Origin of the sequence: Cytobacillus firmus, from assembly GCF_023657595.1 — a bacterium.
Classification (GTDB): domain Bacteria; phylum Bacillota; class Bacilli; order Bacillales; family Cytobacillaceae; genus Cytobacillus; species Cytobacillus firmus_B.
In genome coordinates this window covers 1,318,312-1,338,539 of record NZ_CP098323.1, presented here as the reverse complement: position 1 = coordinate 1,338,539, position 20,228 = coordinate 1,318,312, and the positions used below count along the sequence as shown (strand labels likewise).

15 protein-coding genes are annotated in these 20,228 nt (G+C 41.0%); 5 read left to right on the top strand and 10 right to left on the bottom strand.

The window, feature by feature from the left end:
* Positions 1 to 3: 3 nt before the first annotated feature.
* Positions 4 to 867, bottom strand: a complete 864-nt coding sequence (locus NAF01_RS07015; RefSeq protein WP_048011905.1) for a CvfB family protein — start codon at positions 865 to 867, stop codon at positions 4 to 6.
* Between the two features lie 157 nt (positions 868 to 1,024).
* Here NAF01_RS07015 and NAF01_RS07010 point away from each other — a divergent pair, with 157 nt between their 5' ends.
* Positions 1,025 to 1,516 (top strand): YajQ family cyclic di-GMP-binding protein, encoded by a 492-nt coding sequence (locus NAF01_RS07010; protein ID WP_035327116.1) that lies wholly within the window; start codon positions 1,025 to 1,027, stop codon positions 1,514 to 1,516.
* A 324-nt stretch (positions 1,517 to 1,840) separates the two neighbouring features.
* Here NAF01_RS07010 and NAF01_RS07005 read toward each other — a convergent pair whose 3' ends face one another.
* Positions 1,841 to 2,344 (bottom strand): GNAT family N-acetyltransferase, encoded by a 504-nt coding sequence (locus NAF01_RS07005; RefSeq protein WP_250802014.1) that lies wholly within the window; start codon positions 2,342 to 2,344, stop codon positions 1,841 to 1,843.
* Between the two features lie 119 nt (positions 2,345 to 2,463).
* Here NAF01_RS07005 and NAF01_RS07000 point away from each other — a divergent pair, with 119 nt between their 5' ends.
* Entirely contained in the window at positions 2,464 to 3,333 is an 870-nt protein-coding gene (locus NAF01_RS07000; RefSeq protein WP_048008496.1) for an SDR family oxidoreductase, read from the top strand.
* Between the two features lie 34 nt (positions 3,334 to 3,367).
* On the opposite strand, the gene NAF01_RS06995 is transcribed toward NAF01_RS07000, so the two are convergent.
* From NAF01_RS06995 to NAF01_RS06975, 5 genes are all read right to left on the bottom strand, one after another.
* Positions 3,368 to 4,414, bottom strand: coding sequence for a LacI family DNA-binding transcriptional regulator (locus tag NAF01_RS06995; RefSeq protein WP_048008495.1), 1,047 nt, complete (start codon positions 4,412 to 4,414; stop codon positions 3,368 to 3,370).
* Between the two features lie 120 nt (positions 4,415 to 4,534).
* Positions 4,535 to 6,073, bottom strand: coding sequence for an alpha-amylase family glycosyl hydrolase (locus NAF01_RS06990; protein ID WP_250802013.1), 1,539 nt, complete (start codon positions 6,071 to 6,073; stop codon positions 4,535 to 4,537).
* 88 nt (positions 6,074 to 6,161) lie between these two features.
* A complete protein-coding gene (locus NAF01_RS06985) occupies positions 6,162 to 7,004 on the bottom strand; it encodes a sugar ABC transporter permease (RefSeq protein ID WP_048008493.1) in 843 nt (280 codons plus the stop codon).
* A 2-nt stretch (positions 7,005 to 7,006) separates the two neighbouring features.
* Complete coding sequence (locus NAF01_RS06980) at positions 7,007 to 8,290, bottom strand: carbohydrate ABC transporter permease (protein WP_048008492.1); 1,284 nt, start codon at positions 8,288 to 8,290, stop codon at positions 7,007 to 7,009.
* A gap of 252 nt (positions 8,291 to 8,542) precedes the next feature.
* Entirely contained in the window at positions 8,543 to 9,835 is a 1,293-nt protein-coding gene (locus tag NAF01_RS06975) for an extracellular solute-binding protein (RefSeq protein WP_048008491.1), read from the bottom strand.
* Positions 9,836 to 10,149: 314 nt separating this feature from the next.
* On the opposite strand from NAF01_RS06975, the gene NAF01_RS06970 reads away from it, so the two are divergent.
* Both NAF01_RS06970 and NAF01_RS06965 read left to right on the top strand, forming a co-directional pair.
* Positions 10,150 to 11,916, top strand: coding sequence for an alpha-glycosidase (locus NAF01_RS06970; protein ID WP_197214621.1), 1,767 nt, complete (start codon positions 10,150 to 10,152; stop codon positions 11,914 to 11,916).
* Positions 11,917 to 12,043: 127 nt separating this feature from the next.
* Positions 12,044 to 13,393, top strand: coding sequence for an MATE family efflux transporter (locus NAF01_RS06965; protein WP_197245451.1), 1,350 nt, complete (start codon positions 12,044 to 12,046; stop codon positions 13,391 to 13,393).
* Between the two features lie 533 nt (positions 13,394 to 13,926).
* Here the strand turns inward: NAF01_RS06965 and asnB are convergent.
* Positions 13,927 to 15,774, bottom strand: coding sequence for an asparagine synthase (glutamine-hydrolyzing) (gene asnB / locus NAF01_RS06960; protein WP_197245449.1), 1,848 nt, complete (start codon positions 15,772 to 15,774; stop codon positions 13,927 to 13,929).
* A gap of 157 nt (positions 15,775 to 15,931) precedes the next feature.
* Here asnB and NAF01_RS06955 point away from each other — a divergent pair, with 157 nt between their 5' ends.
* The gene (locus NAF01_RS06955) at positions 15,932 to 16,495 is read left to right on the top strand and encodes a DUF2777 domain-containing protein (protein ID WP_048008486.1); all 564 of its coding nucleotides are present in this window, start codon (positions 15,932 to 15,934) and stop codon (positions 16,493 to 16,495) included.
* A gap of 105 nt (positions 16,496 to 16,600) precedes the next feature.
* Here the strand turns inward: NAF01_RS06955 and NAF01_RS06950 are convergent, their stop codons facing one another.
* Positions 16,601 to 19,522: an EAL domain-containing protein gene (locus NAF01_RS06950; RefSeq protein WP_250802012.1), complete on the bottom strand. Its 2,922-nt coding sequence runs from the start codon at positions 19,520 to 19,522 to the stop codon at positions 16,601 to 16,603.
* 192 nt (positions 19,523 to 19,714) lie between these two features.
* Positions 19,715 to 20,071 carry a YisL family protein gene (locus NAF01_RS06945; protein WP_048008484.1) on the bottom strand — a complete coding sequence of 119 codons (357 nt, stop codon included), beginning with the start codon at positions 20,069 to 20,071 and terminating at the stop codon, positions 19,715 to 19,717.
* Positions 20,072 to 20,228 lie beyond the last annotated feature (157 nt).

The window sequence follows — 20,228 nt, the reverse complement described above, 5'->3', positions numbered from 1 at the left end:
TGATTAGTCTTTCTTAATATATGTCCATCCTTCTTCCTGATAAATCCTGCCTTCCTTCATAAGCCGGCCCAAAGCTCTTTTAAAAGAAGCTTTGCTTAACTGAAAACGCTCCTGGATATCTTCCGGGGCACTTTTATCGCCATATGGCATCGCACCGCTTCGGCTTTCAAGATAAGAGATGATTTTTTCGGAATCATCATCAAGTGCTTCATGCTTTCTTGGAATAAGAGAAACATTCACGGTCCCATCTTCTTTCACATCAACTATGCGGCCTTCCACTTTCTCTCCAAGACGGGGCTCTCTTTTTCGCTGGGATTCATGGATAAACCCTTTAAAGCCCTCAGCTGTATAAATCCAGCTTCCAACCTTTGCGGTTCTATAAATATGTCCGTGAATATTTTTATTAAAGTCACTTTTGGATGCTTTAATTGAAATATCGGTAATGACAGGATCAGTAGCCATTTTCACATAAATTCTGTTATTCTTATTTACCCGGAGTGTAATATATAATCTATCTCCTTCAATCGGCCACACAGCTTCATGGACAGGAAGATCCTCCTCCCCAAGGAGCATGTCTTTCTGAATGCCAATATTGATAAATACACCGATGCCGGGCTTAACATCGCTTACATGTGCCCATCCATATGTACCCGCCTGAACCTCGGGAATGACAGTTGTTGCTGCGATTCTTCCCTGTGAGTCCATGTAAAGGAAAGCCTCAACCTCCTGCCCTTCTTCGAGCTTTTCATCCGTCTCATTCTGATGAAGAAGAACATCCTCCTCTCCATCTGTCAAAAAATAGCCAAATGCTGCTTCCCTTGAAACGATCAGCTTAACAGCACGGCCCAAATTCTCTTCTATAGCCATCTCTTTTCCTCCTTCTCAGCAGTAAACAGCAAATATTCATTATATTAAATCTTTCCCAAAAAAGATCACATAACTCCTAAAGTTGTTTGAACTGCTATATTTTACTATAATAAGGACAAGAAGTGAAACTTAAATTGTAATCGCCAAGGAGGCTGTCATGTCTAAAGAAAGCTCATTTGATATTGTATCTAAAGTTGACTTTTCTGAAGTAACCAATGCCATTAATATTGCCATGAAGGAAATTTCCACCCGCTATGACTTTAAAGGCAGCAAAAGTGATATAAAGCTGGATAAAGAGGAGCTTGTGCTTCTATCTGATGATGAATTTAAGCTTGACCAGCTTAAGGATGTTTTATTAGGCAAGTTAATTAAACGGGGCATTCCTGTAAAAAATCTTGATTACAGCAAGATTGAGGGAGCATCAGGCGGAACGGTCCGCCAAAGAGCAAAGCTTGTCCAGGGCATTGATAAAGAAAATGCCAAGAAGATTAATACCCTGATTAAAAACAGCGGATTAAAGGTGAAGAGCCAGGTTCAGGATGATCAGGTACGTGTAACCGGCAAAAACCGCGATGACCTGCAGAAGATTATTGCTGCTGTTAAAGAGGCAGATTTGACAGTTGATGTTCAATTTGTTAACTATCGCTAAAAAAAGCAAACGGAAAACTCCGTTTGCTTTTTTGTTTGTTTAGTTTATCGCAGTCTAACGGGCAGTAAGACCCCCACTTCAAGACTCAGAGGAATCAAAGGAGGATAAGTGGGGGTCAAACTGCCCGTAAAGGCCCGATTGGTGAGATACAGTGAAACTTGCCGACGCGCAGGCAGAGGCTTAGTTGAACCAATCGGGTTCGTAGTGTCGATTGATCGAAGCGCTAGCGGAGATCTTAGCGACACTAGAACGCGACTAACAATCAGTGGGGGATAAGGAAAACCCCCACTGATTGAAGTTTCACTTTATCCATTCACGCTGCAGCTATTTAACAAATTTATACATTAATAGTTCATCTGCATAGGTCCCATCTTTTCTTTTTATATGTTTGACTTTGCGGCCTTCCTCCTGAAATCCGAATTGCCTGTAAAGGTGGATAGCCCTTTGATTATATGCAAAAACCTCAAGACATATTTTTTCCAGACCAGGTTCTTCTTCCGCCCATTCCAGGAATTGTTTAAGCATTTTGCTTCCCAGCCCCTGGTTGCAATGCTTCTCCTGTATGGTGATGCCGAAATAACCCAGATGGTTCACTTTTTTGCTTTTTGACCGCCGAAAGTTCAGCATTCCAACCACTTCGTTGTCAACTTCCGCTACTAAAATAAGATCCCCAGTTCTAATGCTCCGTTCAATCCACGCTTCTTCTTCTGCAATTGTTAAATTAAACTCATCCGCCTCGGTCATTAAAAAATCTGTTTCTCCAAAAGCCTTCCGGCAATGAGCGAGAATGGCTTCCGCATCACTTTTGGCAGCTGATCGAATCTGCAATTCCTGTTCCCCCACTCTTTTTAAATCCATTATATAAGAGAGATGCAAATAATTTCCATGTTTTTTCATCATAATAAAATGGAATTAAAAGAGTATTAATGATTTGGAGGGATTTAGTAATGTCTAATACTCAAAACAATCCACAGGAATTTCCGCCTCAGCATCAAGATCATCAGCCCGGGACAGAGGCGCCAATGCAGCCTGAGCCCCAAACGGTGGATCCAAATTATAAAGGATCTGATAAATTAAAAGGAAAAGTTGTTTTAATAACAGGCGGAGACAGCGGCATCGGTAAATCAGCCGCCATTTATTTTGCCAAAGAAGGAGCCAGCGTAGCGATTGTCTATCTGGAAGAACATGAAGACGCAGAAAAGACTAAAGAGGCCATTCAGGCTGAGGGACAGGAATGCCTGCTGATTTCCGGTGATATCGGAAGCGAAACATTCTGTAAGGATGCAGTCAGAAAGACACTTGATAAATTTGGTCAAATCGATGTACTGGTGAATAATGCAGCCGAGCAGCACCCTCAAAAAAGTCTGCTTGATATCACTGCTGAACAGCTTGAAAAAACATTCCGAACAAACATCTTTTCATTTTTCCATCTGACAAAGGCAGTACTGCCACACCTGAAAAAAGGAAGCTCCATCATCAATACTGCATCTATAACCGCTTATGAAGGAAACGAACAGCTAATCGACTACTCTTCTACAAAAGGTGCGATAGTCTCCTTCACACGCTCATTGGCCAAATCGCTGGCTGGACAGGGAATTCGCGTAAATGGAGTGGCTCCGGGACCTATTTGGACACCGCTTATTCCATCTACATTCTCAGCCGATAAGGTATCAAAATTTGGATCAAATACCCCAATAGGCAGAGCAGGACAGCCTTATGAATTGGCTCCGGCCTATGTCTATCTTGCCAGTGATGATTCATCTTATGTGAGCGGCCAGATGATCCATGTCAATGGCGGCACAATTGTAAATGGGTAAACGAAAGGGAAGCCTGCCAGAGGCTTCCCTTTTTTTATGATACAATCTGTGGTTCTTCAGTATTCGGACTGCTGCATGAGCAGCGTTTTACAATTTTATGGGGAATAATAATTCGCTTTACAGGCTCCCTCGGGTTTTCAATTCTGTATATGAGGCTTCGTGCAGATTCAAACCCCAGATCGAATATATTGATATCGACAGAAGTTAGGGGAGGCCTGGACATTTCAGCCAAAAGCACATTATTAAAGCTGATGATAGACATATCTTCAGGAACTCTTATACCCAATTCATCCAACGTATTCAGGACACCCAATGCCATTAAGTCGTCGGCAACCACAAGGGCAGTTGGAGGTTTTTTCAGGGAAACGAGTCCTCTGACAGCTTCCTGGCCACCTTCTTTTAAGAATTCCTCATGAACAATATATTCATTTACCAGCTCTATGCCAGCATCCCTTAATGCTTTTTCATAGCCAAGCAGCCGTTCAACTGTAACGGTTAGATTCAAGTTTCCGCCAACAAACGCAATTTGGTTATGGCCAAGCTTAATCAAGTATTCCGTTACTTCTTTGGCTGCACGGAAATTATTATTATCCACGTAAGTGATTTCTTCTTCGTCTGAAAAAGGCTTGCCTATAACAACAAACGGGAAATCTCTTTCCTTTAAGAAGGCAAGGACTTTGTCCTCCACTTTTGAATAGAGCAAAATTACTCCATCTACCCGGCCGCCCTGTACCATCTGGATGACGCCTTCATAGATTTCATCATCCGTTTTTCCGGTTGTCATATGGAGGGCATAATGCCTTTCATGGGCACCCTCACTCAGACCTCTAAGTACAGTAGGGAAGAATGGATTCTGAAATACAACATCTGTGGAACTCGGCATTATCAGTCCAATTGCGCGCGTTGACTGGCTTGCAAGACTGCGGGCAATAAAATTCGGATGGTATCCTAATTGTTCCATCGCCTCTCTGACTTTTTGCTTGGTTTTCTCGCTGATGCGAGGATTGTTGGCAATAACCCTTGAAACAGTAGAAGGCGCGACTTTTGCCATCTTTGCAACATCTTTAATTGTGACTGCCAATAGAATCACCCTCTCCTTGAGGTCTCTGTTATTATTATTATAATCAAAACAGGTTTGATTTTCTTTTCATTTTTAAACTGTTAACAGGATTAGGAAGAAGGGAGGCAATTAAAAATAAAATTACTCTGATCTCTTCTTTTTGGACCGCTTCCATAAAAGATAGAGAAAAATCATAAAAGCTGAATAAACTGCCGCCAGTGCTCCAATTAGCGGAATATTCAATCCTGACTTTTCTTTCAGAACATATACTTCAGCTTCTTCCCGATCAATAATCAACTCATATTTATCGTCTTTACTGCGGATAAGATCATTAGAAATCATGCCGCGGAGCTCTCTTTCTTCTTCCAATTGTGAGGAATCAAGAACCGCTTTCTGTGTCTTTGTTGAATTATTGATTGCAATTACCGTTGTTTCATCATCGAATGTCCGTTTATAAACAGCAAAACCGTCCTTTTCCTCCAGCAGTTCCATGTCGCCTCTCGTTAGAGATGGCAGTAATCCCCTTACTTCCCCGAGTTTTGTAATATAATCTATCAACTCTTTGTCTGTACGGAAATCCATTTGCCTGCGGTTATCAGGATCTTCACCGCCATCCATAGCTATTTCACTTCCATAATAAACAATCGGGATCCCAGGTGAGGTATACATGTATGTTAATGCAAGCTTCCATCTTGGTCCCGGATGATGATTTTTTGTGATAGCATCACGGGTGAACCTGACAGTATCGTGATTATCCATGAAGGTTCCCATTAGATAGGGATTTTCATAAAATGCTTTATTTCGATCCCAGTTTGTAAAAAGCCAGCTTAACGGTTTATCAGGTTCTGCAAAGGCGGTTCTCAGATGGTCATTTAAAGGATAATCAACAAAGCCGTCTATCCCTGTTTTTTCATATTGGGCAATGTATTTGGGATCATCCGACCATACTTCCCCAAGCAAATAAAAGTCTTCTTTGACTGATTTGACATTTTTAGAGAAGTCGGTCCAGAAAGATTTTGGAACATGCTTAACGGTATCAAGGCGATAACCGTCAATATCCGTTTCTTCGATCCACCACTTTGCTGCATCCATTAAATAGTTTTTCACATCAGGGTTTTCCTGATTTAAATCAGGGAGCCCATAAATCCAGCCATTTTCAATTTCAGTTTGATCCGACCAGTTCGCGATATCCTTTTTTTCATGGAACCAATCTTTTTTTTCAGGATCATTAACCCAATCGTGATTGTAGCCTACATGGTTCACTACGAAGTCCAATATCACTTTCATATCTCTTTTGTGGGCTTCTTTGACTAGCTCTTTGAACTCATCCATTGTGCCAAAGTGTTCTTCCGTATTATAAAAATCTTTTATCCAGTAACCGTGATAGCCTTTCTCTTCATTATCAAAAACCGGAGTCAGCCAAATTGCTGTAAACCCCATATCCTTAATATAATCAAGGCGTTCAGTAATTCCCTTGAAATCTCCGCCATGATAAGCCTTTGGGTCCTGAACATCAACTTTAAAGTCATTGTCTGGATCTCCATTGCTAAATCGGTCAACCATTAAAAAATAAATTGTTTCATCTTGCCATTTGCGCTCTTCTTTTTCAGCTGCTCCTGCCGGCAGGGCATAAAAAAGAAGAAACGGGATTAAGATGAAGGTTATGATTCCTTTTTTCATCGCCGCTCCTCCTTCATTTTTCAAGCCGCTCCGAGACTCCAATCAGTTCGCAGCCTGCAGCGGCCAGTAAAGTTTCAGCCCTTTAAGATTAGCCTTTTGTTCCCCCTGCCGTCAAACCTGATACAAAGTATTTTTGGAACATGAGGAAAAGTGCAGCAATCGGAATCGCTATTAAAACCGAGCCGGCTGCAAACTTTGTAAATTCATTTCCAAATTGCTTGGCAACCATTTCATACAATCCTACTGCCATTGTGAACTTTTCATCTGTTCTTAATAAAATTCTGGCAAGGATGAAATCACCAAAAGGAGCAATGAATGAAAATAGCGCAACTACCGCTACAATTGGTTTTGCAAGCGGCATAACAATTTGCCAGAAAACACGAAGATGGCTTGCACCATCCATTTTCGCAGATTCATCAAGTTCTTTCGGAATCGTATCGAGATAGCCTTTCATCAGCCATGTATTCATAGGGATCTGGCCGCCTACATACACCAGGATCAATCCAAGATGTGTATCAATTAAACCAGTTCTTGTCGCTAATACAAAAATGGCGATCAGGGCTGCAAAGTTAGGTATCATTTGCAGTACCAGGAACGTTAATAAACCATTTTTCCGCCCGATAAAACGGTAACGTGAAAACGAATAGGCAGTCAATGATACTGTAATAACCGTAAGTATCATGGTCAGCGTACTTATTTTCAATGAATTCCAATACCATTTAACATAATTGGACTTCTCTAAATCAAATAGGTATTTATAATGGGCCAAGGTGGGATTTTCAGGAAACATAGTTGATCCCGACAAACTCTGGCCCGGATTTAATGATGAGCCTACTACCCACAAAAGCGGATAAATGACAATAAAGCTCATTAAGGCAATGATTACATATGAAAGTGTCAGCCGGATCATTTTATTTTTCTTCATGCTCATATCTACATCAAATCCTCTTCTTGGAATGATTTTGTTCTTCTAAACTGCCATAGTGCTACAGTGATGACGATAAGCGACAGAATCATGGTAACTGCAGCTGCTTTGCCATACTGGGCAGAAGTCATAGTCAGTTTATAAATCCAGGATATAAGAATATCCGAACCGCCGGCATTTTGGCCCGGAATAGCCGGTCCGCCGCCATTAAACAAGAAGATAACATTAAAGTTATTGAAGTTGAACGTATACTGAGTAATGATAATCGGTGCCGTTGCAAACAAAACCAACGGCAGAGTAATCTTTGTGAATTTCTGCAGAATCGTTGCACCATCAACAGTTGCAGCTTCATAAAGCTCATCCGGAATAGACTGCAGCACACCTGTTGTCATGGCAAAAATGAACGGGAATCCAAGCCAGGACTGGATGAAAATTAAAGCTAAACGCGTCCAATTTTCCTCAGTCATCCATGGAACGGCACCGATGCCAATTGCATCTAGAATTGTTTTATTAACCACACCGAATGTTTCATTGAACATTCCTGAGAAAATCAGTATCGAGATAAATGAAGGAACTGCCCAAGGGAGAATGAAAATTGTACGGATAATCGCTTTCCCTTTAAGATCCTTCTGGTTAACGAGAATTGCCAGGAAAATACCCAGAGCTACCTGCAGAGTCGTAGCTACAAAAGTCCAGACTATTGTCCAGCCCATTACGCCAAAGAAGGTTTTTCTCCATAAATCCAGTTTAAAGATATCGATAAAGTTCTGAATGCCAATCCAATCTACCAGCTTTGCAGGTGGAGAATGGTATAGATCATAGTTAGTAAACGCAAGAAGAACTACGAATAAGATGGGAAAAATAACAACGAACACCAAAAGAAAAAACCCGGGTGAGATCATTAAGTATGGGAAACCATTATCAAGGAGATTGTGGTACTGTTCTCTGACACTGTTTAATTCCAGTCCCAAATCACGTTTTTTCCCGTTATTATAAGCATCATAAATATTAAAGGCATAAATGATCAGCCCCAATGCTGTTACGATCAATGCAATAATTCCATCGATCAAAAGAAAAATCGAATGGTCCAGAACTGGAATTTCCCCTAGTGTGAAAAGTCCCCAGAAACCCCAATTCAGTGTGTCAAAGAATGCTGCAAAGAAAGAAACGGTAAGAATTAAAAATATGGCACCTTTAAGGAACTGTTTATTATAAAACTGTCCAAATCCAGGCAGGATGGATAATAGAGCAGCATTTCTTCCATGGTTGGATGTCATTTTTTTTGCGTCCATACGGCTATTGCCTCCCCTTTCTTATAGGAGAAAGTATTTTTCTATTAGTATAATTCATTTATAAGAATATTAGCGATTGTTTTTGTGCAAACGGTTGCTCTTAAGAGGAACATGAAAGCGGCTTTCTGCCGCTTCTGCTTAAAGGTTCGAAAGTATTCATTTGAAGCAGAGACCTATCTGGCTCCAGGCAATCATTACATAAAAGTATGGGCAATACCTCCTCAGAGGTACCGCCCTTTTGTCTGTCAAGCTTTACTTGGCAGGGTGATTTGTTTCAATATTTGTTTTGATCGTTTTAACTGCATCATCAAGCGCTGCTTTTGGCTCCGCTTTACCTGTTGCAATTGTTTGAAGTGCAGAGGCCATTGGTCCCCAAACTTCAGCCATTTCAGGAATGTTTGGCATTGGAACAGCGTATTGAGATTGCTCAGCAACTGCTTTTGCAGCTTCATTGTCTGCGATTACCGGATCTTCAATAAGAGATTTTACAGGAGGGATTTCCTGAGTTGTCTCAAAACGGATTTTTGCGTTTTCTTCGTTTGTAATATGTTCAACTAACTTTGTTGCCCAGTAAGGGTTTTTAGTGAATGCAGTTACATTCCATCCCTTAACACCCATAAATGTCTTAACAGGCTCACCGTTAGGAAGCTTAGGCATTACAGATACACCAACATCGATCCCTGCATCCTTCATTCCTTGAAGTGCCCATGGACCATTCATTACAGAAGCAGCTTTTCCTTCATTGAATAGGCCATCCATTGCAGCTCCTCCGCTTTCCCCGATAATTCCTTTAGGGAATAAGCCTTCACTGTACCATTTTTGAATAAACTCAGCACCTTCAACAGCACCTTCGTTATTTAAACCAACATCTTCACGGTCTAATGCTCCGTCATTTTCATTGAAAACATATCCACCCATGCCGGCGATAGGGCCGTGAGCGAAATAGAAGTTATCGAATAAAGCCAGGAATCCATACTGTCCGCCAGTTGTTAATTCTTTAGCTTGAGTATAAAGCTCATCCATTGTTTCAGGAGCTTTTTCCATTAATGCTTTATTATAGATGAAAACTGGTGTTTCGGTTGCTTTTGGAAGACCATATAGTTTTCCGTCATACATTTGAGCACTGATGGATGATTCTGTGAAAGTATCAAGAACGCTGTCATCAACCTTGATTTCCTGAAGAAGACCTTCCGTTACAACCTGTCCAATTTGGTCATGAGGCAATGTAACAACGTCAGGTGCATTTCCTGCAGGTCCATCAAGTCTTAACTGGTCACGGATTTTATCAGCCATGCCTAATTCTTTGAATTCAACTTTAATTCCATATTCTTTTTCAAAAGACTCAATAGCAGGCTTTAATGCTACGCCTTTATCTGTGTCTTCCCAAACTACTAATTTTTCCGGTTTTGGCTCTTCAGCCTGGTTTTCACCTGTGCCGTTATCTTTATCTGTATTTTCCGGCTGTGCCTCACGCTGAGGACCGCAAGCTGCCAGCATTCCTATTACTAATACCAGCATCATAAAGAAAGATAGTGACTTTTTCATGATATTGCCCCCTTAAATAGATCTGTTGCTTAATGTAAATAGTACAACCGTTTGCACAAAATTGTAAACGCTTTAATCTATTTCTAAAAAAATCAGCGTTCACTTAAACTATAATTCAATGAAACCGCTTAATGAAAACGATTGCACAATTTCTAATTTTTATTATACAAGGTTTCTGGGCTTTTACAACTACTTTTTTCTAAATTATTTTTGAATGAAGAAAATATATTAAAAATACTCGAATATATACTATACATTTTTGCTCCATTCCTATGGTATAATGCAAGCGATTGCACTTTGAAAGGGGAATTATAATGGAAAAGGCAGCCATCATACACTACCCTGCTGATCATTTTGTTTATCCTATCAGCAGGAAAACCTTACATATTAGACTGCAAACAAAGAAAGATGATATTTCTGAAGTCACTTTACTGCACGGTGATCAGTATTTATGGGCGGATGGGAAATGGCAGTACGAAAAAACAGATATGCAGAAATCAGGTTCTGATGGCATTTATGATTATTGGCATGCCTATATTAACCCGCCATTTAGAAGATCCCGATACGGATTTCACTTAAAGTCCGGTGAAGAAGAATTGATTTTGACTGAAAAAGGCTTTTACGAGAAGGCTCCTGCTGATTCAGGTTATTATTTCAACTTTCCCTACCTGCATCCTGAAGAAGTATTTCAAGCCCCATCCTGGGTGAAGGATACGGTCTGGTATCAAATTTTCCCGGAAAGATTTGCTAACGGAAATCCCGACAATGACCCCAAAGGTGTTCTTCCCTGGGGAAGTGAGGAGCCATCTAAAGATAATTTTTTTGGCGGAGATTTTGAAGGTGTTATTGGACATCTGGACTATCTCGTGGAACTCGGCATTACCGGCATCTATTTCACACCTGTTTTTAAGGCATTTTCCAATCATAAATATGATACAATAGACTATCTGGAAATTGATCCCCAGTTTGGTTCGAAGGATACTTTAAAGAGACTGGTAAAAGAATGCCATGACCGGAATATTAAAGTGATGCTAGATGCCGTTTTCAACCATAGCGGATACTATTTCCCCCCCTTTCAGGATGTGCTTGAGAAGGGAGAAAAATCACCTTATAAAAATTGGTTCCATCCGCATAGTTTCCCTCTAAGAGGCGGGGAGTACCCTAATTATGAGACCTTTGCTTTTGTAGAGCAGATGCCAAAACTGAATACAAAAAATCCAGAGGTGAAAAAATATTTGCTCAAAGTGGCCAGATACTGGATTGAAGAGTTTGATATAGACGGCTGGCGGCTGGATGTGGCAAATGAAGTTGACCATCAGTTCTGGCGTGAATTCAGGCAGACTGTAAAAAACATCAAACCAGACCTCTATATATTGGGTGAAGTCTGGCACAATTCAATGCCATGGCTGCGCGGAGACCAATTTGATGCTGTCATGAATTATCCTTTTACCACCAACCTGCTAAACTTAATTGCAAAGAAATCCATAACCGGCAGTGAATTCGCCAATAATATGACCGCTGAAATTCACAGCTATCCTGCCAATGTCTATGAATCTGCATTCAATCTGGTTGGAAGCCATGATACACCGAGGATCTTAACGGAATGTGAAGAAAATAAAGACAGGGTAAAGCTAATTTACACACTTTTATTCACCTTTATGGGTTCACCATGTCTATATTATGGAGATGAAATTGGACTAAGTGGTGTAATGGATCCCGGATGCAGAAAATGCATGGAATGGGATGAGGCAAAACAGGACCGTGAATTGTTTTCTCATATTCAAAAGCTTATTAAGGTTCGGAAGGAAGAAAAGCTGCTCGCAAATGAAGGTCAATTTGAATTCGTTCAGACAGATCCTAATATAGTTGCCTACCGAAAATACGATGATGAAAAAACAATTATAGTACTCGCCAACCCTGCGGATGAAAGCGCGGAATTTGTATTGCCTTATCCGCTTAAGGGTGTTAAGGTAACGAATATGCTTACAGACAAAGAATTTGCAGCTGAAGCGGAAAACCTTAAAGTTCAGCTTGATGGCTGGGGGTTTGAAATCCTGTCCTTCCCTGCAAAGCTTCACTAAATAGGAAACCTGATTGAAATAAGGAAAAGTTTTTAAGGGCAAGACCTTAAGGCTTTTCTTTTTTCGTTTATATATGTCGTGGGTCCCTCCTATTTACATGAAATCATTTCAAATAGGGAGAATAACCATGACTAAGAACCAGAAAAAAATGACATTATTTGCTCTAACCTGGCCGATTTTCATTGAAATATTGCTTCACATGCTCATGGGGAATGCCGATACGCTTATGCTTTCGCAATATTCGGATGAATCTGTGGCTGCCGTCGGGGTGTCAAATCAGATCCTTTCACTTGTAATCGTCATGTTTGGATTTGTAGCGACCGGGACATCCATCCTAATTGCCCAAAATCTCGGCGCGAAAAATAATAAAACGGCTGCTGAAATTTCAACTGTCTCCCTGGGGGCAAACCTGGTATTTGGGGTATTCCTCAGTATTATTTTATTTGTTTCAGGCAAACCGCTGCTCCGCATGATGGATTTGCCTGAGGAGCTATTGAGCCAGGCAAATGCCTACTTAGTCATTGTTGGAGGCTTTTCCTTTGTTCAGGCATTGATTATGACAATTGGAGCCATCATCAGAAGTTACGGATTTACAAGAGATGTTATGTACATTACAATCGGCATGAACATTTTAAATGTGATTGGCAATTACTTTTTTATTTTCGGCCCTTTCGGTTTTCCGGTATTGGGTGTAGAAGGAGTGGCCATCTCTACTGTCGTCAGCAGATTGATCGGATTGGCAGCTGCTGTCGCCGTCCTGCTTAAAAGAACGGATAAAGCACTTCCATTCCGATTACTTTTCCGCTTTCCAAAGGTACATATCAAAAACCTTTTAAAAATCGGGATACCTTCAGCGGGAGAGCATTTATCCTATAATGGATCGCAAATGGTGATTACGATATTCATCGCTGCTCTCGGAACAGAGGCTTTAACTGCAAAGGTTTATACGCAGAATATCATGATGTTCATATTCCTGTTCAGTGTCGCCATCAGCCAGGGCACACAAATCCTGATAGGCCATATGGTAGGCGGAAAGGATTATGAAGGAGCCTATAAAAGATGTATGAAAAGCCTGCGCTTAGCCATCATCATTTCATTCGGGACTGCGGTTCTTTTCTCCCTGTTCTCAGAAAAATTGATGGGCATATTCACTTCTAATCCAGATATCATAAAGGTTGGCAGTGTTCTCATTCTTTTGACCATCCTCCTGGAGCCAGGCAGATCGTTTAATTTAGTCGTCATCAACTCCCTGCGTGCAGCCGGGGATGTAAAGTTCCCCGTTTATATGGGGATCCTTTCCATGTGGGGCGTAAGCGTTACCCTTTCCTATGTTCTGGGAATTCATTTTGGACTGGGTCTTGCCGGCATTTGGATCGCCTTTATTGCCGATGAATGGCTTAGAGGATTGCTTATGTTATGGCGCTGGAGATCCAGAGTTTGGGTGAATAAATCATTCGTGTCTTCAAAAGCGGTATAAATAAGAAAAGCGGAAGCGCCTTGCTCACGAAGGAGCGCAGACTAAGAACGCCACGTCCTCCCAAAAGCTGCCGCTTTCGGTCGTGCGATGTATCGCTGCCGTAGCTTTCCTTGTCCTGTGGCAACGTCTGCATGACCCCCATCCTCCCAAAAGCTGTCGCTTTTGGTCGTGCGATGATTATGCTGACGAAGCCTTCCTTGTCCTGGGGGCCCCAAGCACAAGACGAGCCTCACGGAAAGGCGTTTTTTGCCTTTATGGGTGGATTGCCCGAAATGTGGAGGCGACTGCTCAGGGACGACAGGCATAAGACGGTTCCTGTAAGAAGGCGTTTTTCCTTCTGAAAGGAAACGGCTTATGCCCCGAGTCCCTAGGAGCCGAAACAAGACAAGCTTGTGACCTCGAGGGGGTAGGCGCTGGAGCTAGACAGTTATCGAAGTTTAAAATTATATATATATATTTTACCAATAAATTCTGCAGCCCGCTGCATACTTACTCCATAGCAAAAGCGGCAGTTACGGCTGCCGCTTCTTTTTTCATTCTGCAATATTTATATTATAATCCTTAAACCACACATGGATCTGTGCAAGGTGTGCTAACAGCTGGGGACCAGTCATGAGCTGCCCAAACCATGGTTCCCGGAATGAGTCACCTCCCGACTCAATAATACCCCTCAGCTGGCTGCTGTCAAAGAATTCATACAGTGCGGATGAGCGGTCCTCGAGGTATCCATTGAGCATCTTCTGGACTGCAGCCGTATATTCTGGATTATGCGTTTTAGGATAAGGGCTTTTCTTTCTGTATAACACTTCATTCGGCAGTATGCCTTCAAGTGCTTTGCGAAGGATTCCTTTTTCGCGGTTTCCATGCATTTTGATCTCCCACGGAATATTCCACACATACTCCACAAGCCGATGATCGGCAAAAGGCACCCGTACTTCAAGGCTGGCCCCCATACTCATTCTGTCTTTACGGTCCAATAAGGTCGTCATAAAGTAAATCATATTAATATAGAAAAGCTCTCTCCTGCTTGCATCCTCCCTGTTCTCCCCGTCTAAAGCAGGAGTTTCGGAGATTGCCTGAAGATATTTTTCCCTAGCGTAATCCTTAAGGTTCAGTTTCTTCCTCCAATTTTCTTTCAATAGGTCATGCCGGGCTTCGAGTGACCTCATCCATGGGAATCCCTTCCTCTTCAAGTCTTCCTCTCTATGGAACCATGGATAGCCGCCAAATATTTCATCAGCACATTCCCCTGACAGACTGACAACAAAATCCTTTTTTATTTCCCTGCAGAACCATAGCAGGGAGGAATCAACATCAGCCATACCCGGAAGATCCCTTACATGCACAGATTCGATTAAATCCTCTGCCAGCTGCTTCTGGGTGATTATACTGCTGTTATGTTTCGTATTAAAGGTCTGGGACATCTTCTGTATAAATGCACCATCTGAATTAGGCTGAAACTCATTAGCCTTGAAATACTGATCATTTCCCTCATAATCTATCGAATAAGTGGTCAGTTGGCCCTTACCCTCTTTTTCGTAGGCTTTTGCAGCAATAGCTGTAATCGCACTGGAATCCACTCCGCCGGAAAGGAACGTGCATAACGGAACATCCGAGACCAGCTGCCTTGTCACTGCATCCGTAAATAGGTCTCTGACTCTCTCAGCCGTCTCCTCAACATTATCCTCATGTGGGGCACTTTTCACATTCCAATAACGCCATGCCTTCAGTCCATTTCTCGAAAAGATCAGCGCATGAGCTGGCCTTAATTCATCAATACCTCTGAAAACACCCGATCCCGGAGATCGTGATGGCCCCAGTCCAAAGACTTCAGCCAAACCTTCCCTGCCGACTTCTGCCTTAACTTCAGGGTGAGCTAAAATAGCTTTTAATTCAGATCCAAATAAAAAGCCATGTTTCGTTTCTTTATAAAATAAAGGTTTTACCCCTAAACGATCCCTGCCAATAAATAATTGTTCTTTCTTCTCATCCCAAACTGCGAAAGCATAGATGCCATTCAAATATTGAAGGCAATTTTCTCCCCATTCTATATAAGAAGTCAGCAAAACCTCAGTGTCAGAATGGCCCTCAAACGAATATCCTTTTATAAGGAGTTCTTTACGGAGATCTTCCGTATTATAAAGCTCTCCATTATAGCAAATCGTATAGCGGTTTTGACGTTTTTCCCTAGTCATTGGCTGTTTTCCGCCTGCCGGGTCTACAACGATTAACCTTTTATGGCCCAATCCAGCATGCACATCTGTCCATATGTTTGTTTCATCTGGACCCCGCTTTGCCAGCGTATCCGCCATTTTGCCAATTGCAGTCGTTTCTTTTCTCAAATCCCTTTGGAAATCAATCCAGCCGGTAATTCCACACATATTACATCATCCTTTCAAAGCGGAATTGCATGGGCACATTTTTCATGATGCTATTGTATGCTGGGCCAAGAAAAAAGTTAATTGTCCACATTCATGCGGTTATAAAAATCGCCAAAACTGTCTAAAAAGAAGTTGAGGAAGTTAATGGAGGTTTTATATGAATAGACAGCAGCGAACAAAGCTTATCGAATATCAATCCCGTGCTTTTACAGAAGGCACTGTAGAGTATATCAATGATCAATGGGTATTTTTTGACCACGAAACAGATGAAGCATCCATCTTGGACGAATTCCTCCATCAGGAAATGGAAGTGTTCCGCTTTAAACGCTGGAAAAAGGGCATTTTATTCGAGGATGGCAAGGTGGCTTTTGATGATGAAACGTTTCACTTGAAGAACCAGGATTCAATTCGGATTCGAAAGCATCTGGTTTTCTCACTCGAAAGATTATTGGAAGAAATGAATGATGACGCCTTCTACCAGTTCGTAACCACTCTAAATTCCATGCAATTTTCGGTCTATGACTGCATTTACTGCTATAACCAGCTCGCATTTTTTAATGATAAAGACAGGAAAAGCGGTGTTAACTTCATCGTTTTTGATAACCAGGATCATATATGCAATGTGCAGCATCACTTTTGCTATTATGAAAAAATGAGTGACCGATTTGAATTTACCTTAAACAGCGGAAAAAGAATGGTAATTGAGAAGATTTCTTCATAGAAAAAAACGGAAAAGCGACTGGAGCTGGACAATAATCTGACTTCAGAATTAATATAAAGAAACAGCAGCCTGCCTTTGATGGCAAGCTGCTGTTTCTTTATGGTGCTAGCTGTGCGTTTGAACGTATTTTGATAGACCTTCCTCAAAATCTCTCGTCATAAGCGGCTTATGTATATAGAAGCCCTGTGCATAATGGCATTTCAATTCCTTTAAAAGCTCAATCTGCTCCAGTGTTTCCACCCCTTCAGCCACCACCTTAACGGAAAGTCCATGTCCCATTGTGATGATGGCTTTTACAATAGCAACATCAGATGTATTTAATCGAAGGTTATTGATAAACGACCGGTCGATCTTTAATGTATTGATTGGAAGGTCCTTTAAATAACTTAAAGAAGAGTATCCGGTTCCAAAATCATCAATGGATACCTTGACTCCGATTTCCTGCAGAGACTGCATAACTTGTATACTGTGCTCAACATTTCTCAGCATCGTGCTTTCCGTCAGCTCCAATGTTAAATATTTCGGCTCCATACCGGAGAGCTCCAATGCCATCTTAACTTCCTGGAGAAATCCCGGCTGCTGGAATTGATAAGCTGACACATTCACAGAAATGGAAAGAGATTCATAGCCGAGCATTTGCCAGCGCCTATTTTGCTGACAAGCCGACCTCAATACCCAGCCGCCAATATCCGCAATTAGACCAGTTTCTTCTGCAAGAGGAATAAATTCACCGGGTGAAACAAGGCCAAGTTTTGGATGATTCCAGCGGATCAGAGCTTCGCTTCCGTATAAATTGCCTGTTTCAAGGTCGATTAATGGCTGATAGCATAAATAAAATTCATTTTTCTGCAAAGCTTTTCTTAAGTAGCTTTCCAGCTCAAGCCTAACCATAGCCTGTTCATTCATTTCCATCGAGAAAAAGGTGACCCTGTTACCTCCCTGAAGCTTGGATCGGTTCGTGGCAATATCCGCATTTTTCAGCAGTATGTGCTCATCCGATCCATCGTCCGGATATAGGCTTACACCAATACTCGCAGTAACAATAAACTCCTGATCTGACTGAAATAAAGGTTGGGATATTTCATCTAATATCTTTTTGGAGGCTTTCATAACTTTATCAACGGTTGCTTCCCTCGATAATACCAGGGTAAACTTATCACCGCTGAACCTTCCCAAATAAGAACCGGAAGGCAAAACCCTCTCAATTCTTTCGGAAATTTCCTTTAACACCATATCCCCGGCAAAGTGCCCTAGACTGTCATTTATGATTTTAAAGCGGTCAATATCAATAGAAAGAACGGCAATTTTCTTCTGTTTCTTCCTGGCTCTCTTTAATTGCATTTCCAATTGTTCTGTAAACTTCATTCTGTTTGGCAGCCCTGTATCCCGGTCAAAAAAAGCCAGTTCTGTTATTTTCTCTTCAATTTTTTTCTGTTCTGTAATATTTCTGCCGATTCCATAAATGCCTACACATTCCCCGTTAACCGTAATCGGAATATTTTTCAGCTGAAAGAGATTCTTCTCGCCGTTTTTTGAATCAATATAAACATTATAATATTGCTCCTTTCCCCTTAATGCCCGATAAAAGTGCATCCGGACTCTTTGTACATCCAGATCGCTCACATAGGAAAGAGCTGTTTTTCCGATTATTTCTTCCCGGCTGTACCCGAAGGTTTTCTCAAATGCCGGGTTGACACTAGTGAAATTCCCCTTCAGATCAGTTGAATAAACAAAGTTTGCATTATTATCAAATAGAGACTTATAATATTGTTCTGACATTTTAAGGCTGCTGTTTAATGCTTTAATATCATCCTGAGAAGCATGCATTAAATGAGTTAATGAAGTAATCGTATTAAATTGGGCGGTTTTTTCATAAACAAATTCATTCTGCTGTTCCTTCTTTGATTCAGCACTATTTTCTGATAGAGCAAGGTATGTAAGAGAATGTCCGATCATCTGCGGAAGTCCGCCTTTACGGCAGGAAATTTCTCCATAAGAGAAGAAGCCGTTAGACGGAGCTATTTTCTGGAACATTGCCAGTTCTTTTTCCGTAAAGTCTCTGGCAAATTGCTTCCTGGCCATGCAATTGTATATAAATATGCTTTCAGGAGAAATCTGGTCAAGCTGTTTTAATTCCTGTAAAGACCGGTCAATAATGTCCTCCAGATTTGCATAAGCAAACGTAAGTGTTTCTCCTGCCTCAACCCTTCTGTTTACTTTAATTGCACCATTTTCAAGTAATTTTATTATAAAAACAGATACTTTTTCTCCGCGGTACTGTAAAAGGAACGGGAATTCAGTACCTGATTTCGGCAGTTCCTTAATAAAAGCCTCTCCCAAATAGCGTTTTAGAATAGTTAAAGGCCTCTTATCGTCCAGGGAGTAGATGATAGATCCTTCGGCCTTTGTGACAGTAAAGCTTTTTCCAATCTCCTGCCACTGATAATTTTCAAAATGACGCACTGACAGATGGCCGCTTTGAAGGGCAACTGCAACAAGCCCATCGCTGGTGATCCCATCTTGAGTAAAAGAAAAACCCTCCTGGAATAAAGCATTATCTCCGGCAAGGCCGCCGGAAATCACCATGTTTGGCTGGGTTTCATTTATTCCCTCCAAGAGGTCAGTGGAATCGACATCAAATCCTGCAGGAAAGATAATTACAGCTGCGGTATTAAAGATAGCAAGTTCCCGTGCCAGGGCTTTGCCCATTTCATAACTGTCTTTAAAATCGCTCCTGTTTAACAGGAAAGATTTTAATTCCGTTTTTTCGAAAATAGTAAAGCAAATGATTGTTTGTTTTTCCGTAATGCGCCCTTCATGAATTTCACCGGAGGTTGAACAGCCTGCTATATGTGCAAGTGGAAGCTTATCTGCCAGTTCCTTTTGAAGTTTCGCGATAAATAGGCTCTCAGGGGTCCCTGTAAAAACCTGCACAAGCAAATTCGGGTATTCAGTCAATTCATTCAAGTCTATAAAACTATTAAGCTCGCTAATATTCTTATATAAACATGTAATCGTCTGTGCCATAAAAACCCACCATCATAGTAAGATCATTAGACCCGCTGATAGGATTGCTCCTTATACAGCTGAGACTGCAGATTCTAATTTTTTTATCATATAGTTAGATATAGTTTTAAATTACCATATTTAGTGAAGTCATGACATGACAAAATTAGAAAAAGCTGCCTTTTCGGCAGCCTTTTCTATAAATATCCATATTTAAGTCATAAATGTTAATGGCAATTTAACAAAGCCTAAATATAGAACCAGGATTAATGCAACAATAAACTGGCCCCATAAGATAGAGGTTTTTTTCCCTTTGACAGTGCGGATGATAATCATTTCAAACATAGCAATTACCCAAATGCCTACTAATGACTTCAACACATAAAGAAGGTCGATGCTGTTAAGGCTGCTTAAGATCCAAACTCCTGTTCCAATGATCAGAAGATAAAATAATCTCAAGATCATGTGGACCACTTTTAAACCTTTTTGTTTGCCGCTTTTATGCATTATAAGGGCAATAATAAATAGAACAAGTGCTAATAACCATGTTGTTATATGGGCATGTATCATTCCAGTGCCTCCTAATGTAAATTCGATATCATCATACCATATTGGCTATGAAATTCCTAAAGTTAAGATGCAGAAAAAGATTATCTAAAGGCAAATTTGTGAACTATTTATGACAAAGTGTGATATATATCATTGACATTCTAAAATTATAAAATAA

What these genes read in the sequence shown, in the direction of transcription:
- NAF01_RS07015 (WP_048011905.1), bottom strand. Translation starts at nt 867, where the DNA reads ATGGCTATAGAAGAGAATTTGGGCCGTGCTGTTAAGCTGATCGTTTCA.
- asnB (WP_197245449.1), bottom strand. Translation starts at nt 15,774, where the DNA reads ATGTGTGGAATTACCGGCTGGATTGATTTCCAAAGGGATTTGAGAAAA.
- NAF01_RS06990 (WP_250802013.1), bottom strand. Translation starts at nt 6,073, where the DNA reads ATGAAAAAAGGAATCATAACCTTCATCTTAATCCCGTTTCTTCTTTTT.
- NAF01_RS06955 (WP_048008486.1), top strand. Translation starts at nt 15,932, where the DNA reads ATGAATAGACAGCAGCGAACAAAGCTTATCGAATATCAATCCCGTGCT.
- NAF01_RS06965 (WP_197245451.1), top strand. Translation starts at nt 12,044, where the DNA reads ATGACTAAGAACCAGAAAAAAATGACATTATTTGCTCTAACCTGGCCG.
- NAF01_RS06985 (WP_048008493.1), bottom strand. Translation starts at nt 7,004, where the DNA reads ATGAGCATGAAGAAAAATAAAATGATCCGGCTGACACTTTCATATGTA.
- NAF01_RS06980 (WP_048008492.1), bottom strand. Translation starts at nt 8,290, where the DNA reads ATGGACGCAAAAAAAATGACATCCAACCATGGAAGAAATGCTGCTCTA.
- NAF01_RS06975 (WP_048008491.1), bottom strand. Translation starts at nt 9,835, where the DNA reads ATGAAAAAGTCACTATCTTTCTTTATGATGCTGGTATTAGTAATAGGA.
- NAF01_RS06950 (WP_250802012.1), bottom strand. Translation starts at nt 19,522, where the DNA reads ATGGCACAGACGATTACATGTTTATATAAGAATATTAGCGAGCTTAAT.
- NAF01_RS06945 (WP_048008484.1), bottom strand. Translation starts at nt 20,071, where the DNA reads ATGATACATGCCCATATAACAACATGGTTATTAGCACTTGTTCTATTT.
- NAF01_RS07000 (WP_048008496.1), top strand. Translation starts at nt 2,464, where the DNA reads ATGTCTAATACTCAAAACAATCCACAGGAATTTCCGCCTCAGCATCAA.
- NAF01_RS06970 (WP_197214621.1), top strand. Translation starts at nt 10,150, where the DNA reads ATGGAAAAGGCAGCCATCATACACTACCCTGCTGATCATTTTGTTTAT.
- NAF01_RS07010 (WP_035327116.1), top strand. Translation starts at nt 1,025, where the DNA reads ATGTCTAAAGAAAGCTCATTTGATATTGTATCTAAAGTTGACTTTTCT.